Below are 16173 nucleotides of genomic sequence, written 5' to 3'. Positions count from 1 at the left end.
GTGGCGAGGGCGGCGAGCAAAGCGAGCGGGAGGGGACTTGCTGCCCGCCCTTCGCTATAGCTGCGGGCATTCGTCATTCGAAAAGCCAAATCGTTGGCTTTTCGTCTGCTAAGCAGAGCACTCCTCATCATTCCGCCGCCTCCACCATCGGTGCCGGCGCAAAATCCTCCGGAAAATGGTTCATCGCGCTCATGACAGGATAGGGCGTGAACCCGCCGAGCGCGCAGAGCGAGCCGAACTTCATCGTGTTGCAGAGATCCTCCAGCAGCACCTTGTTCTTATCAGGCTCGATGCCGGCGCGGATCTTGTCGACGGTTTCGACGCCGCGGGTGGAACCGATCCGGCAGGGGGTGCACTTGCCGCAGCTTTCGATGGCGCAAAATTCCATCGCGAAACGGGCCTGTTTCAGCATGTCGGCGCTATCGTCGAACACCGAGATGCCCGCATGGCCGATCAGCCCGCCTCTTTCGGCAAATGCCTCGTAGTCGAAGGGTGTATCAAACAGTTGCCTAGGGAAGTAGGCGCCGAGCGGACCACCGACCTGTACCGCCTTGACCGGACGCCCGGTCGCCGTGCCGCCACCGATATCATCGATGATCTGGCCGAGGGTCAGCCCGAAAGCCGTCTCGAACAGGCCGCCATGCTTGACGTTGCCGGCGATCTGGATCGGGATCGTGCCGCGCGAGCGGCCCATGCCGAAATCCCGGTAGAATTCTGCGCCGCGCTCCATGATCACAGGCACAGAGGCGAGCGAGATGACGTTGTTGACCACCGTCGGCCGGCCGAGAAATCCCTGCAGAGCCGGTAGCGGCGGTTTTGCCCGCACCGTGCCGCGCTTTCCTTCCAGCGAGTTCAGAAGAGACGTCTCCTCGCCGCAGACATAGGCGCCGGCGCCGGAGCGGATCTCGATGTCGAAGGCATGCGCCGAGCCCATCACTGAACGCCCGAGGATGCCAGCCGCGCGGGCGATCTCGACCGCCTCGCTCATCGTGGCAATGGCATGCGGATATTCCGAGCGGGTATAGACGTAGCCCTTGGTGGCGCCGGTCGCGATGCCTGCGATCGCCATCCCCTCGATCAAAACGAAGGGGTCGCCCTCCATGATCATCCGGTCGGCAAACGTGCCGCTGTCGCCCTCGTCGGCATTGCAGACGATGTATTTCTGGTCGCCCGGCGCGTCCATCACCGCCTTCCACTTGATGCCGGTCGGAAAACCGGCACCGCCGCGGCCGCGAAGACCGCTGTCGGTAATCTTTGCGACGATCTCCGCCTTCGACATCGCGATGGCGTTCCGAAGACCCACAAGTCCGTTGTGCCGCTGGTAATCCTCGAGCGACAGGGGATCGGTGATGCCGCAGCGGGCAAAGGTCAGCCGGGTCTGCTGACGAAGGAAAGGAATTTCCTCCGTCAGCTCGAGACAGAGGTCGTGACCTCCGCCATGCAGCAGCCCGGCATCGAACAACCCGGCCACGTCGCCGGCCTTGACGGGCCCGTAGGCGATGCGCCCGCGCTCCGTCTCCACTTCGACCAGCGGCTCCAGCCAGACCATGCCGCGCGAGCCGTTGCGCACCAGTCTTGCATCCAGCCCGCGCCTGTCGATTTCCTGCGCGATGGCCTTTGCCACCCTGTCTGCGCCAAGCGCCAGAGCTGCGGCATCGCGCGGAACGAAGATCGTAACCGTCATCGCCTTGCCTCCCGTACCATGTCGCCGAGACACTGCTCGTCGACCCGACCATAGAGTTCGCCGTCCATCATTGCGGCCGGTGCGCAGGCGCAGAGACCGAGACAGTAGACCGGCTCCAGCGTCACCGCGCCATCGAGCGTCGTCTCGTGAAAGTCGATCCCGAGAACCTGCCGGGCGCGATCCGCGATATGGTCGCTGCCCATCGACTGGCAGGCCTCGGCCCGACAGAGCTTCAGCACATGACGGCCCGCCGGATGATCGCGGAATTCGTGATAGAAGGTGACGACGCCGTGCACCTCGGCGCGAGACAGGTTGAGTTCGGTCGCGATCACCTGCTTGACCTCATCCGGCACGTAACCGAACTCCGCCTGAATGGCATGCAGGATGGGCAGCATCGGCCCCTCGAGATGCTTCAGGCTTGCGATAATGCTCAGCGACCGCGCGGTGAACTCACCGGCGGAAATATGCATGTTCATATGAGCGGCCTCCCCGCTGATCCCGCAAGCCGCCCTCCACGACAGCCAACGGGGTCAAAACACGTACAAGCTGGGCGAACCCAGCTTCACGATGCAGGAAAGTGTCTCATCTCATGATTTTTGGTCAATAGTGCAGAACGGTTACGCAATAGAACAAAGCTATCGCACAACCTGCCGCCATTCGGACGCGTCCGAGTCTTAACTGCAAGACCCGCAACTATAGCGATGCACGAATTCTCAGCAGAAGCCGTTCAGCTTAAGGATCTTGTGCGCCTCGATCGATGCGCGAAGCTCGTCTTCTGATGTTCGGCTGCCCTGGTTTGCATCGGGATGGTGCATCTTGAGGCGCTCCTTGTAGCGGAGCCTGATCTGCGCGGGCGTTGCGTCTTGCGGAAGTCCGAGTGTCTCGAACGCCTTTGCTTCGAGAACCTTGAGCTTTCTTGCCTGCTGTTCCGCCTTTTGCGCCTTGCGCTGCTCCGCGCTCTTTCGCGCGTTGAGCGCCTTTGCCGACCCGGAGCGGGTCGTCAGCGGCATCGGGATCTCGGTCGGCTGCTTGACGCCGGTGCCCAATGTCGAGCGCTGGCCAGCGACCGCTTCCTTCTGGTAGCGGGCGACCACAGGATCCGACTGGGCCGGGGAAAAGTTGTAGCCCTTGTTGTAGTCCTTGATGTGCTCGAGACAGAATAGAAGATACAGGCCTTCGCCGCCCTGGCCGACCGGCGCGCGGTGAGAACCCTTCTTCTCGCAGCCATCCCACTGGCATCTCGGCCCGGATGTGTCGCTCTGCGGCGCAGGCTTTTTGCGGATGGACTTCAGGCCCACAAATATCTTCGAATCGACTGTCATGGGTGTCTATATGGCGGCAACATGCGATGACAGCAAGCGGGGAACCTGCGTTCCACATTTATCCGTGTTTTTCAGAAAACAACTGTGCTTTTAGCGGCGATATCCGGCCTTGGTTACCGACTGTCGCCGCAGTCATGTCCGGGCGCTTCAAATCAAAAACCGGTGAGACGGGGCAGCCAGGTCGACAGCGCCGGAATGAAGGTGATCACAAGCAGGATCACGACATAGGCGATGAGGAACGGTGTCATTTCCCGCGAGATCTCGCTGACCCTGATCCTGACCGCGGCCGACACGACATAGAGAAGCTGGCCGACGGGCGGAGTAATCAGCCCGATCGTCAGGTTGAGAATAACGATCATCGCAAAGTGGATCGGATCGATACCGAGGCTGAAGGCGATCGGCGCCAGGATCGGCACCAGGATCATGACGCCGGGAAGGGGATCCATGAATGTGCCGAACAGCAGCAAAAGGACGTTGACGGCGAGAAGGAACATGATCGGGCTGAGGTTCCACGATATGATCAGGTCCGCCATATATTGCGGCACGCCTTCAATGATCAGCACCCAGGCAAAGGCTCGTGCGGCAGCGAGGATGAGCAGAATGCCGACGGTGATCATCGCCGAGCGGAAGATGATATCAGGCAGATCCCGCATGTGCAGGGAGCGGTAGATGAACATGCCGCAGAACAGCGAGTAGAATACCGCGATGACGGATGCTTCGGTCGGGGTGAAATACCCGGCGCGGATGCCGCCGACGACGATGACAATCAGGGCAACTGCCGGCATCGCGTAGACCGTCGTCCTTACCATCTCGGCAAGCGTCGGCCGCAGATCCATCGAGCGGTAGTTGCGCTTGCGGGAAATGTAGAAGTTCACCAGGCACATCGCGGCGGAGATCAGGAGACCAGGAATGACGCCCGCAACGAACAGGCCGCCGACCGAAACGCGATTGTCCTGCAGGGCATAGATGATCATGGTGATCGACGGCGGGATGATCGGATCGACGATCGCCACAGCCGCAGCCAAAGCGGATGCGTAGCGCTTCTCGTAACCGCTTTTCTCCATCATCCGGATCGTCATCGCGCCCGGTCCGGCCGCTGCTGCAAGTGCCGAGCCGGAAATGCCGGCAAACAGCGTTGTCGAGATGATGCTGGCATAACCGAGCCCGCCGCGGGCACGGCCGACGAATTGCGCCGCAAGGCGCAGAAGGTGATGGGTAAGCGCACCGCCCGTCATCAGTTCGGCCGCCAGGATAAAGAACGGGACGGCGAGCAGAGGGAAGCTGTCCACCCCTGAGAACATTTCCTTGATCACGACGATCTGCGGATAGCGGCTGCCGAGAATGACGGCGAGCCAGGTCGAAATCGCCAGCGTGAAGGCTATCGGCACGCCGACGGCCATCAGGATGAAAAACGAAACGAAGAGAATGAAAATCATCATGGTCAGGCAGCAACCGGCGGGAGGTCGTCTTCGCCCTGCAGCGCGCTCATGCCGCCGATGACGTAGGTGCGCAGAACCAGGAGAAGATGGATGGTCAAAAGGGTGAAGCCGATCGGGATCGCGAGATAGATATAGCCGAAGGGGATCTGCGTGGACGGCGTCGTCTGCAGCATCGTGCGGCCAACGTAGGTTTTGCCGGCCCAGATCATCACCGCGAAGAACGCGAACATGATGATCGCCGAGATGATGCGAAGGATGCGGGCTTTGCGATCTCTGACCGCGATCTGGACGTTGTCGATCGCCGTCAACGAACCGTGCCTGAGCGTAATGCCGGCTCCGATGAATGTCAGCCAGATCATCAGGTGGCGGGCAACTTCGTCCGACCAGGTGATCGACTGATTGGTGAGAAACCGAAGGCAGACGTTGAGAAACACCAGTATCGCCATCGCAGACAGTATAGCGATCAGCAGCCAGCGATTGAGATCGACGAAAATACGTTCGAATTTCTGCATTGCACCCCCGGCGCTCGAAGCGCCGCCCCTCGGATCGATCCGCTGACGGGCGTCCACCTGAAGAGGGCGCCCGTCGAAGTGTTGACGCGCTTATTTCGTGGCGATGATCTGGTCGACAAGTTCCTTGGTATAGGTCTTGTAGTAACCGTCATAGGCGGACTGGATCGACTTCTGGAACGCGGCCTTCTGCTCGTCACTGAGCACGTTGACCTGCATGCCTGAAGCCTTCGCCTTTTCCACGCCGTTCTTTTCGGAGGCGTCGACAAAGGCGCGCATGGCTTCTTTGCCCTTCAGCGCACCGTCCGCGAAGATCTTCTGTTCGTCCTCGGAAAGGCTTTCCCAGAACGATGGCGCCACGATCAGCATTGCCGGCGAATAGACGTGTCCGGACACCGTCAGATACTTCTGAACTTCCCAGAGCTTGGCGGAGACGATGACCGAAAGCGGGTTTTCCTGTCCGTCGATCGCGCCCTGCTGCAGGGCTGGAATGACTTCCGGCCAGGACATTGGCGTCGGTGCGGCACCAGCCGTCTTGAAGGCCGCGATATGGACCGGATTTTCCATGGTGCGGATCTTCAGCCCGGCCAGATCCTCCGGCTTTTCGATCGGCTGGCGGTTGTTGGTGATGTGGCGAAAGCCCTGCTCGCCCCAGGCAAGGGCGATCAGCTCGCGATCGCGGAACTTTTCAAGGATGCCTTCACCGATCGGTCCGTCCAGTACGGCGCGCGCATGCGTCAGGTCGCGGAACAGGAAAGGGATATCGGTCACGCCGATCTCGGGCACGAAGTTGGAGAGAGCACCGGAGGAAACCACGACGGCCTGGACGCCGGTTCCAAGCTGCAGGCCTTCGATGACTTCGCGCTCGCCACCCTGTGCGGAGGACGGGAAATGGGTGAACTTGAATTTGCCCTGGCTGGTTTCGGTAACGTATTTGTCCCAGCCATCGGCGGCGGCACCGTAATGGGAATCGCGCGCCAGCGCGTAGGCGATCTTCACCTCGGTTGCCTGTGCCAAGGCACCGGTTGCCCAGGTCGCTGCAAGGGTGGCAGCCGCAAAGGCGCCAGCGAACGTCCGTCTGTTCAACGCATGAAACACGTGTTTTCCTCCCGTAGAGCGCGTCGTCCTCATCCGCGCATGTGGACGACCTCCATCCGCGAAAACCTGATAGACGTCAAGTTCATCCAAGGCCGATACAAGAGCCTCGCCGGGGGTATTTCGGTTGCAGTCTGATCGACGGCTGATGTCTGTGGTGGAAAAGACGCATCGCCTGCTTTCAGGCTCTGCAAGACGCAGGCTTTGGTCGAGGCGCACGACTTCGCCTCGACCGTCCCAAATCAAGGGCCTTCGCAGATCGGCGCCTGGCCGGTGATCGTCTCGCCCACTTCCACGGCGTAGGCGCGCAGGCCATGTCCATCGAGGTTGATGATCCGGTAGCAGGGATTGCCTCCCGTCCAGAACGGCTTCGGATTGGCAAGGTCGGTGACGAACCGATGGGCGCAGGCCTGACCCGAGCTATAGGCAATGCCCTCGGCGCTCGTTCCTGACATCGGAACGTGGATATGGCCGAACACGATATGACGGATGCCCGCTTCGTGGCCGGCAAGCCGGCGCATGATCCGCCCGTCGTCATGCATGCCGATGTGATCGAAATGGGCAATGCCGCAGTCGATCGGCGGGTGATGGATAAAGACTGTCACCGGGTGCTGGCCGGCACCTTCAAGCGCCTCGTCCAGAAACGCCATCCGGTCTTCGCCAAAGATACCGCCGATGACACCCGCCTCATGGCTGTCGAGAAAGACAAGCCTTCCGAACTCCGTATCGAGGAAGGACTGGACATATCCGTTTGCATCGAGGGGATGGGCAGGGAAGGCCGCCCTGAAATTCGGCCGGTCGTCATGGTTGCCGAGCATCAGGCGCACTTCGAACGGTACGGGCGCCAGAATATCCTTGAGGATGTCATAGGCTTCGGGATCACCGTGATTGCAGAGGTCGCCGGTCATCACCAACAGGTCCGCATCGGCGTGCTTCTCGAGGACATCAGCCACGGCTGCGCGCAGCTGTTTCTCGGGGTCGACACCGTTCACGGACTGGCCTGACAGCATCAGGTGCGTATCGGTGATCTGCAGAATTTTCATCGTCGTTCTCTCAAGAATGAAGAGGCCGCGGAGAGGCTCCCCGCGGCCGTAGGCATTGGTCAGTGATTACTTCATCAACGCGTTGGTCTGCTCGACGATCTGTTTCAGACCGGCCTCGGGCGTGACTTCGCCGCGCATGACGGTGCCGATGATGTCGCGCTGGGTGCGCCAGATGCGCACGGAATCACCACCCGGATAACCGGCCCATGGCAGTGAGCGCTCAGCCTGGAGCGAAGCGGTTTTGACGTTCGGATGCTCGGCATAGTAAGGCGCCAGGAATTCCGGACCGGTGGCGAGCTTGTTGGTCGGCAGGTAGCCGGTGATGCGAACGATGACGTTCTGCGCTTCCGGGCCTGTCACCCACTTCATATACTTCCAGGCTGCGTCCTGCTTTTCCTTGTCCTGGGTCAGCATCACGGCCGAGTTTCCGCCGGTCGGCACGCCGCCCTTTTCAGGGTTATCCAGCGGGAAGGTCGAGGTCACCAGCTTGAAGCGGTCACCGACCAAGGCTTCGATCGTCTGCACATGGGCAGGCGTCGAGAAGATGAAGCCGGTCAGGCCAGCGCCGAACTGCTGACGCGACTGGTCCCAGTCAAGCAGGTTCTGGCCGCCTTCGGTGACGAAGCGACGAGCGAGCTTCAGAGCATTGAGGCCGATCTCGTTGTCGAAGCCGACGGTCTTGGTGGTCTCGTCGACCAGCTTGCCGCCTTGATTGGTGATGAGCGCCTGCCACAACCAGTCGTCCGGCCACAGGTTGATATCGTAACCCATGCCGGACACCTTGGCGTCCTGCGCATGGATCCTGTTGGCAAGCTGGATCAGGCCGTCGAACGTCTTCGGCATGTTGTCCGGATCGCCGCCGGCTTTGCGCACCAGTTCGGCGTTGACGTAGATGATCGGCGAAGAGGCGTTGACCGGCAGGCCGTACTGCTTGCCGTCGACCATGCCCAGCGCAGACATCTTCGGCGAATAGTTCTTGTCTAGGAAGGCCTGGCCGCCGTCCTTTTCAATGAACGGAGCGAGATCGGTGATCTGCTTGCGCGGTGCCAGTGTGTGGACCAGTTCTGCCGTCAGATTGTAGCCCGAGAAATAGACGTCCGGCAGGTTGCCGGTAACGGCTGCGCGCAGAACCTGCTGCTGGCCATCGTTATAGCCAGGCGCTGGCGCCAGGAAGTTGATCTTGACGTCCGGATTGTTCTTCATGAACTCATCGGCCAGCGGCTGATGGAATTTGGTGAAGCCCGGCAGGTTGTAGAGGACGTTCAGAGTGACATCCGCTGCAGATGCTTGGGTGGAAAAGCCTGTCAGCGCGAGGCCGAGAGCCAGTCCGCCGAGCGCGGTCCGTCTGGTGATATGCATTTTGGTCTCCGAAGAGTTCGGTTGGGGGAAGGAGAGGAGAGCAGTTACTTCACGCCAGTCATGGTGATGCCGGCGATGAAATGTTTTCTGGCAAGAAGAAAGCAGACAACCATCGGGGCTGTGATGATCGTCGCGCCCGCCATCAGTGCGCCGTAGTTCGCTCCGGATTCGACGTCCGCGAAGAACAGCATGCCGAGCGGCGGCGGCGCCAGATTGGTGTCGGTGACAACGATCATCGGCCAGTAGAGGTCGTTCCAGTGGGCAACCAGCGAGAACACCGAGAAGGCCGCAAGCGAAGGCAGCGAGCCGCGCAGCACCAGCCGGAAGCAGATTTCCAGTTCCGAAAAACCGTCCATGCGTGCGGCTTCGATGATCTCGTCGGGATAGCTGCGGAACGACTGATTGAAGAGGAAAATCGCAAAGACCGAGAGAAGAAACGGCATCATCATCGCGAAATAGGTGTTCAGCAGCTGCGCTTTTGCGAGCCCCACGAAGAGGGGCAATGCCAGCGCCTGGATCGGCACGGTGAGTGCGGCAATGACCAGCGTCAGCAGCAGTTTGCGGCCCGGAAAGCGAAGCTTTGCGAGCGCGTAGGCTGCAGGCACGGCTGTCAGCACCTGCACGAACAGGATGCCGAAGCAGACGATCACACCGTTCAGCATGAAGCGGAGCATCGGTACCTGACTGGCCGCGCGTGAATAGTTGTCGACGGCTGCAAATTTCTCCGGGATCGGCCAAAGCGAGACGCTGAAGATCTCGGCGGGCGAACGGATGGAGGTCAGAAACATCCAGTAGAACGGCAGCAGCATCACGAAGGCCCCGGCGGCCAGAACGACATGCGGCAAATATCTGCGGAGCGCGGCCATCAGTAATGTACCTTCCGGTCCATATGCACCGTCTGGCCGATCGAGAGCACCAGGACGATGGCAAGGAAAATCAGGGTGAGGGCGGCCGCATAGCCGGTGTTGGAATATTCGAAGCCTTCAAGGTAAAGCGCGAACAGCAGCACTTCCGAGCCTGAGCGACCTTTGGTCAGAACCGCGACGGTTTCGAAAACCTTGAATGCGGATATCGACGTGGTGACGATGACGAACATCATGGTCGGTCCCAGCATCGGCAATGTGACCGTCAGGAAACGGTCGATCGGGTTCTTCGCGCCGTCGAGCCGGACGGCCTCGTGCAGATCCTTCGGGATCGCGGTCAGACCGGCCAGGAAGAGCACCATGTTGAAGCCCAGCACCTGCCAGATGCCAATGATCGCCATGGTCGGGATCAGCAGCGACGGGTTGGACAGAAAGCCGACCGGCTCGAAGCCGAACCACTTGATCGCGGCATTGACCGGGCCGAGCGAGGGGTGCAGCAGGAACTGGAACACGGTTGCCATCGCAACGAGCGTCGCCGTCACCGGCAGGAAATAGGCGATCTCCCAGAAGCCGCGGCTGCGCTTGCGGTTATAGACGAGAAGTGCCACCCCGAGCGCCAGGATGACACCCGCCGGAATGACGATGACCGCGTAAAGCACCGTGTTCCACAATGCCCGCAAGAATACCGGATCGCTGAACGCCTTGCGAAAGTTGTCGAGGCCAACGAAGCTGGTGGACATGGCGCCGAGCTGATAGTCCGTGACCGAGAAGACGGCGAGAACAAGCATCGGAATGATGTAGATGGCGAGCATCAGCAGCACAGCCGGAGCAACGAAGAAAAGCCCCCGCCGCGCCATGCGGCGTGCAGTCGACGATTTGCGTGGCCGGGCCTCTGAAATTGCCTCTACCGTTGAAGCCGCCATACTCACGCCGGCACCTGTTCGTGAACGGTGATCTCGCGGCGCTTCTCGTCGGACCCGAAAAGATGGACGCCGGCCTTTGCGAAACCCAGCCGGACATTGCCATCCGCATCCGCGCCGAGCTCGTCGCCGACCCGCTGCCGCATGACGATGGAAATGGATCTGTCGCAGGCCAGAGTGTAGGTGACGAAACGGTCGGCACCCTGCGTTTCAGTCCGTACGAGGCTTGCCTCGATGCCATCAGCTGCGGGAAAAACGTCTTCGGCGCGGATGCCGAGTGTCGCAGGTCCCGGCCATGCGTTGCGCGCGGTGATGCCGAGCTTTTGTCCAAACAGAACGATCTCTCCCGATGCGTCCAGCTCGACGGGCAGAAGATTGATCGATGGCGATCCGATGAAACGTGCAACGGTCAGGGTCGAAGGGCGCCGGTAAAGTTCGTCCGGTGTGCCGAGCTGCTCGATGCGGCCTTCCGACATCAGGGCAATGCGGTCCGACATGGTCATCGCTTCGATCTGGTCATGGGTGACATAGATGAAGGTGGCGCCAAGGCGGCTGTGCAGGTTGGTCAGTTCGCCACGCATATGTGCGCGCAGTTTCGCGTCTAGATTGGACAGCGGCTCATCCATCAGGAAGGCGGAAGGCGAACGGACCAGGGCGCGGGCAAGCGCCACGCGCTGGCGCTGGCCGCCGGAAAGCTGTGCCGGCCTTCGATCGAGCAGATGGCCGATCTGCAGCACGTCGGCTGCTTCCTTTACCGAAGCATCGATCTCGCGGAGCATTTCGGCATTCGCGATCATGCGCCCGATCAGCGGCAACCTCGACCAGACCGAAAGGCGGCGCATGCGCAGCGGCGTCGCGATATTGTCGCGCACGGTCATATGAGGATAGAGCGCGTAGGACTGGAACACCATTGCCAGATTGCGGTCGGACGGATCCACATCGGTGACATCGCGGCTGCCGATCGACACCGTTCCGCGATCCGCGGTCTCAAGGCCTGCGATGATCCGGAGCAACGTGGATTTGCCGCAGCCGGACATGCCCACGAGCGATAGAAACTCGCCAGGACGGATGGATAGGTCGATGCCCTTCAGGACGTCGTCGGCCCCGAAGCCTTTCCCGATGCTGGCAATGTTAAGCGATTGAGGCTGCATTCTGAGCTCCTTTTCGAAGGGGCTATGCAGCCGCGACATGACGGTGTTGCGACAGTTTTGAGAAGGTTATGTAACGGAGGAGGGTGGGACGTGGACTGTTGGGTGCTACGCCTGCCCCTCAGGGTCGACGGCGGTTAGAGACCTCGCCGGTCATTCGTTCAGCTGCCCTCATCCGGAATGTTCAACACCTCTCCACAGGCCTTGCAATGCACCGCGTCTGCGTCATGGCGTTGCAGAGCGCAGCGCGGGCAGGGAAACGTGACCTTGTGCGGCCTGACGATCGCCTGCGCCAGCCGGACGAACAGCGAGATGCCGATGATCATGGTGAAGACGGATGTCAGCTTGCCGACCGTTCCCGGAAGCGTGATATCTCCGAAACCGGTCGTGGTGACCGTTGCCACCGTGAAGTAGAGCGCGTCGATGAAACCTTCGCTTCCGTCACGATTGTAGAAGAACGTGGTGTAAACGAACCCGGTCATCAGAAACAGGAACACCAGGAAGTTCAGCACGGCGCGCACGACGTCCAGATAGGACACGCAGCCCGCACGCCGCAGAACCTCCTTCAGCAAGGGGCTTTGTCCGATGGCCCAAAGGCGCATGACGCGAAGAAAGGCAAAGTTGAACAGCGCGTCGGGGAAAAGCAGCGTCACCAGGAGGACGAGATCGATCCACGTCAACGGCCTTGCGAGCCAATGTCGCAGTGACGGCGCTGCGACGGCGCGGACCATGAGCTCCAAGCCGATCCAGGCTGCGATGATGTAATCGACGATCAGATAGGACGGGCTGGACCGAAGATACGGGCCGAGCAGGAAGAATGCCAAGATCGCCAGATCGACGACCGCAAATGCAGCCTGCATGGCGATGGCGTTCCGACCCGTAGGGCGCTCGAGCAACCGCACGCAGTCCCTGAACTTCATCCGGTCGCTTCTTTTTTCGACAATTTTCATGAGGTCCAGATAGATCGAAAGGAGATGTCATCAAGCGTACGCACAAAAACACGTTGCTGACCGCGCCAGTAGCAAATTGCGGAGGCCTTGCTCAACTGGTTTTCAAGGCAGCGATCAGCGCCCGCAACGCCGGCGGGGATTGTCGCCGGCTCGGGTGATAAAGATGAAAACCTGGGAATCTTGGGCACCACTCGGCGAGGACCTGGATGAGCTTGCCCGACGCAATATCCTCCGCCACGTCATGCTCCATAATGTAACCGAGTCCGGCGCCCGCTCGTACGGCTGCAGCCGGAAGATCGCCGTCGTTGGCGACCAGAGGCCCGCGGGTGCGGATCTTGATTTCCTTGTCACCCCTCTGGAATTCCCAGGGAAGAAGTCCGCCCGATGTCTTCAGCCGATAACCGATGCAGGCATGACGGTCGAGATCATAGGGTGTCAGGGGAGGCGGGTATCTCTCGAAATAGGAGGGCGTGCCGACGACCACCGTCCTCAGGTCCGGGCCGATCTTGACTGCGATCATGTCCTTGTCGACCGTTTCTCCCAGCCGGATGCCCGCATCGAAACCAGCCGCGACGATGTCGGTCAAACCGTCGTCAATGTTGACCTCCACGCGCACATCCGGGTTTGCAAGCAGGAAACCCGGCAGTTTCGGGAGAAGCACGATCCTGGCCGCATAGGCAAAGGTGGTGATCCGCACTGTGCCAGACGGGTTGTCGCGCCATTCAGCCATTGCCTGCAGGCCGTCTTCTATCTCCGTCAGCGCCGGGTTCAGTGATCGAAGCAGCCGCTCGCCCGCTTCCGTCGGAGACACGCTGCGTGTCGTGCGCGCCAGAAGCCGAACGCCCAGCCTTTCTTCCAACCCGCGCATCGCATGGCTGAGTGCCGATGGCGACATGGCGAGGATCGCGGCCGCACGGGTAAAGCTGCACTCTCTTGCGACCGTCGCGAACGCCATGAGATCATTGAGGTGGTTGCGCTCCATTGCTGCAAGCTGCTCACAAGTTCATGCCGCCCGCAACCTCTAATCGGCAGGAGCAGGTGTTGCTAGGTTCTTCGTCATCAACAGCATGGAGAAGACGCATGGATCTCACGCATTACCGCACACTCGGCAAATCCGGACTGATCGTCAGCCCGCTCGCGCTCGGAACGATGACGTTCGGCGCCGGTCGGTGGGGCGCCGGTGAAAAGACGTCGCGTGATTTGTTCGATACCTATACCGACGCCGGCGGCAACTTCGTCGATACCGCCGACATCTATTCGGGTGGCGAAAGCGAAACCATGCTCGGCACGTTCATGAAGGACAAAGGCAACCGGGATCGTCTGGTGATCGCCACCAAGTCCGGTTTTTCCCGCGCGCGGGGCACGCCGCTCTGGGGTGGGAATGGCGCGAAAAACATCCGGCTCGGGATGGAGGGTTCGCTGCGGCGGATGAAAACCGATTATATCGACATGTACTGGATCCATGTCTGGGATCGTACGACGCCCGCCGAGGAGGTGCTGCAGACCCTGGCGGACGCGGTGCACGCCGGAAAGATCCTGCATTACGGCTTTTCCAACACGCCGGCCTGGTATGTCGCCAAGATTGCAACACTTGCGGAAGCGCACGGCCTTCCGAAGCCGATCGGCCTGCAGTACAGTTATTCGCTCATCGACAGAGGCGTCGAGCTCGATGTTATCCCGGCAGGTGCCGAGTTCGGCTTGGGGCTCGTTCCCTGGAGCCCGCTCGCTGCCGGCTTGCTGTCCGGCAAGTATGGTCGCGACAAGATTGCCGATGCGGGGCGCGCCACAGCGATGCCCGATAGCGGTGCACCGACGAGCGAGGGAGACAGCGACGGCCGGTTGAACGGGGACAATCCGTTTGGGGGCATGTTGTTTACCGAGCGCAACTTCGACGTGGTCGATGTGGTGAAGACGGTCGCAGACGAGATCGGCCGTTCCCCGGCGGAAGTTGCGCTTGCCTGGGTTGTCAACCGACCCGGCGTGTCCTCGGTTCTGATCGGTGCGAGCCGAGTCGCCCAACTCACGGAGAACGTCGCGTCGCTCGGGATCACACTGAGTGATGATCATTTGCAACGGCTGGAACAGGCAACGATGCTGCCGCTCCTCAATCCGTATTTCATCTTCCAAATCCCACGGGAAACATTGTTCGGCGGTCAGGCGGTTCAACCCTTCGCACCGTCCTGACGGGCAGGACCCTTGCCGATGTTTTACCGTTGTCGGCCGGGATATCGAGCGGGCTGATCCCCTTGCCCTCAGATTGCGTGCGGTATTTGCGCGAAAACAACCGGTCGGTTCTTGCCGACCGGGAGGCTGCTGCTAAGCTTCGGGCAAGTGTGCGCAGAGCGGATCGATACCGCGCACCGATCGGCATCAATCGGGAGTTCGAAATAACAGCATGGCGCGTCGCGACAAACTCAAGCTTGGCACATTCGTCTATACCTTCGGCTTTCATCCCGCTTCATGGCTGCATCCTGATAGCGATGTGAACGGCGCCAATGATTTCGCTCATCTCCTGAACGTCGCGAAACAGTCCGAGGCGGCCAAGTTCGATTTCATGTTCATGGCGGATTCTCCCGCGGCCGCTGTCGGCGATCCAGCAGCGCTGGCGCGACAGCCGACCAAGATGAACCGTTTCGAGCCGCTTTCGCTTCTCTCGGCGCTCGCGGTTTCCACCGAAAAGCTCGGTCTGGTCGCGACCGTTTCGACCAGTTATTACGAACCCTACAACGTCGCGCGCATCTTTGCCTCGATCGATCATTTGAGCGGCGGCCGCGCCTGCTGGAATGTCGTGACATCAGATCACAACGAGACGGGCTATAACTTCAACCGCGACGGACTCGATCCCCACGCCCTGCGCTACGAGCGGGGTGCGGAATTCGTCGATGTCGTTTTCGGTTTGTGGGACAGTTTCGAGGCGGACGCGCTCAAGCTCGATCGCGAGACCGGGATCTATTATGACAAGGATAAGCTGCATACGCTCAACCATGTGGGCAAGCATTTTCAGGTCCGGGGTCCCCTCAATATCGCCCGGTCGCCCCAGGGCCGCCCGGTGATTGCTCAGGCCGGTGGGTCGGAGCCCGGCATGGATCTTGCCGCGCGCACCTCGGAGATCGTCTTCAGTCTCGCCTCCAACATCGATCGCAACCGGGCCTTCTATAAGAACGTCAAGGATCGCATGCCCGCATACGGTCGGGATCCTGACGATCTCAAGATCATGCCGGGCATTGTCATCAACGTCGGAGAGACCGAAGCCGAAGCGCAGGCCAAGGTCGATTTCATGATCGACAAGCTGCATCCCGATGTCGGTCGGCTGATGCTGTCGGAATTTCTTGAGGCGGATCTCGCAGGCGTTCCTCTCGACCAGCCGTTCCCCATGGACCGTCTGCCCGAGACGCCACGCGGTTCGCGGGCGCTGTTCGACGAGCTTGTGGATTTCGTCAAAAGCGGCCGGACGGTCGGCGAGCTGATCCGTCACTATGCGGAAAAGCACACCGGCAATGGTATCACCGGGACGCCCACCCAGATTGCCGACTTCATGGAGGAATGGTTCGAGACCCGGGCAGCCGACGGCTTTATCCTGATGTTCCCGACCCTGCCGTCCAGCCTCGATGATTTCGTCAAACTGGTGCTCCCGGAACTGCGCCGCCGCGGTCTCTTCCGTGACGAGTACGAAGGAAAGACGCTGCGCGACAACCTTGGTCTCTCCATGCCGGCCAATCGCTTCACCGCCGCGCGTGAATCATGAGCGTGAAACGGTGCTGACAGCCTCCTTGCGCGTGAAACGGCGAATTATCATGTTAATCCAACAACTTAAATTTTTCTTGAAGTTTTTGCGACTAGG

The 16173-nt window shown here is 60.5% G+C and carries 15 protein-coding genes; 2 read left to right on the top strand and 13 right to left on the bottom strand.

The features are described from left to right. Positions 1–127: 127 nt before the first annotated feature. The 13 genes from ASF70_RS00075 to ASF70_RS00015 form a co-directional block, all read right to left on the bottom strand. Positions 128–1684 carry an NADH-quinone oxidoreductase subunit NuoF gene (locus ASF70_RS00075; RefSeq protein WP_062576404.1) on the bottom strand — a complete coding sequence of 519 codons (1557 nt, stop codon included), beginning with the start codon at positions 1682–1684 and terminating at the stop codon, positions 128–130. After that, positions 1681–2160, bottom strand: a complete 480-nt coding sequence (locus ASF70_RS00070) for a formate dehydrogenase subunit gamma (protein WP_062576402.1) — start codon at positions 2158–2160, stop codon at positions 1681–1683. The genes ASF70_RS00075 and ASF70_RS00070 overlap by 4 nt, the downstream gene beginning before the upstream one ends. A gap of 237 nt (positions 2161–2397) precedes the next feature. After that, positions 2398–3006 carry a J domain-containing protein gene (locus tag ASF70_RS00065; RefSeq protein WP_062459068.1) on the bottom strand — a complete coding sequence of 203 codons (609 nt, stop codon included), beginning with the start codon at positions 3004–3006 and terminating at the stop codon, positions 2398–2400. A 152-nt stretch (positions 3007–3158) separates the two neighbouring features. Beyond that, complete coding sequence (locus tag ASF70_RS00060) at positions 3159–4445, bottom strand: TRAP transporter large permease (RefSeq protein WP_244473905.1); 1287 nt, start codon at positions 4443–4445, stop codon at positions 3159–3161. Positions 4446–4447: 2 nt separating this feature from the next. Beyond that, positions 4448–4957, bottom strand: coding sequence for a TRAP transporter small permease (locus tag ASF70_RS00055; RefSeq protein ID WP_062576401.1), 510 nt, complete (start codon positions 4955–4957; stop codon positions 4448–4450). A gap of 90 nt (positions 4958–5047) precedes the next feature. Beyond that, positions 5048–6052 carry a TRAP transporter substrate-binding protein gene (locus ASF70_RS00050; protein WP_244473904.1) on the bottom strand — a complete coding sequence of 335 codons (1005 nt, stop codon included), beginning with the start codon at positions 6050–6052 and terminating at the stop codon, positions 5048–5050. A gap of 239 nt (positions 6053–6291) precedes the next feature. Continuing rightward, positions 6292–7092 carry a phosphodiesterase gene (locus ASF70_RS00045; protein ID WP_062576400.1) on the bottom strand — a complete coding sequence of 267 codons (801 nt, stop codon included), beginning with the start codon at positions 7090–7092 and terminating at the stop codon, positions 6292–6294. A 66-nt stretch (positions 7093–7158) separates the two neighbouring features. Then, positions 7159–8451 carry an ABC transporter substrate-binding protein gene (locus ASF70_RS00040; RefSeq protein WP_062576397.1) on the bottom strand — a complete coding sequence of 431 codons (1293 nt, stop codon included), beginning with the start codon at positions 8449–8451 and terminating at the stop codon, positions 7159–7161. Between the two features lie 44 nt (positions 8452–8495). Next, positions 8496–9317 (bottom strand): carbohydrate ABC transporter permease, encoded by an 822-nt coding sequence (locus tag ASF70_RS00035; RefSeq protein ID WP_062576395.1) that lies wholly within the window; start codon positions 9315–9317, stop codon positions 8496–8498. Then, entirely contained in the window at positions 9317–10237 is a 921-nt protein-coding gene (locus ASF70_RS00030; protein ID WP_062459086.1) for a sugar ABC transporter permease, read from the bottom strand. The genes ASF70_RS00035 and ASF70_RS00030 overlap by 1 nt, the downstream gene beginning before the upstream one ends. 2 nt (positions 10238–10239) lie before the next feature. Continuing rightward, positions 10240–11385 carry an ABC transporter ATP-binding protein gene (locus ASF70_RS00025; RefSeq protein ID WP_062576829.1) on the bottom strand — a complete coding sequence of 382 codons (1146 nt, stop codon included), beginning with the start codon at positions 11383–11385 and terminating at the stop codon, positions 10240–10242. Between the two features lie 158 nt (positions 11386–11543). After that, on the bottom strand, positions 11544–12332 hold the full coding sequence (locus ASF70_RS00020) for a potassium channel family protein (RefSeq protein ID WP_062576393.1): 789 nt from the start codon (positions 12330–12332) through the stop codon (positions 11544–11546). A 91-nt stretch (positions 12333–12423) separates the two neighbouring features. After that, positions 12424–13314: a LysR family transcriptional regulator gene (locus ASF70_RS00015; RefSeq protein WP_062576391.1), complete on the bottom strand. Its 891-nt coding sequence runs from the start codon at positions 13312–13314 to the stop codon at positions 12424–12426. A gap of 98 nt (positions 13315–13412) precedes the next feature. On the opposite strand from ASF70_RS00015, the gene ASF70_RS00010 reads away from it, so the two are divergent. Then, a complete protein-coding gene (locus ASF70_RS00010) occupies positions 13413–14516 on the top strand; it encodes an aldo/keto reductase (RefSeq protein WP_062576389.1) in 1104 nt (367 codons plus the stop codon). Between the two features lie 211 nt (positions 14517–14727). Next, entirely contained in the window at positions 14728–16077 is a 1350-nt protein-coding gene (locus ASF70_RS00005) for an LLM class flavin-dependent oxidoreductase (protein WP_062576387.1), read from the top strand. Positions 16078–16173 lie beyond the last annotated feature (96 nt).

It is taken from the genome of Rhizobium sp. Leaf321 (assembly GCF_001423215.1).
Lineage (GTDB): Bacteria > Pseudomonadota > Alphaproteobacteria > Rhizobiales > Rhizobiaceae > Neorhizobium > Neorhizobium soli.
Note: the sequence above shows the minus strand (reverse complement) of the source record. Positions and strands in the feature narration are given on the sequence as shown.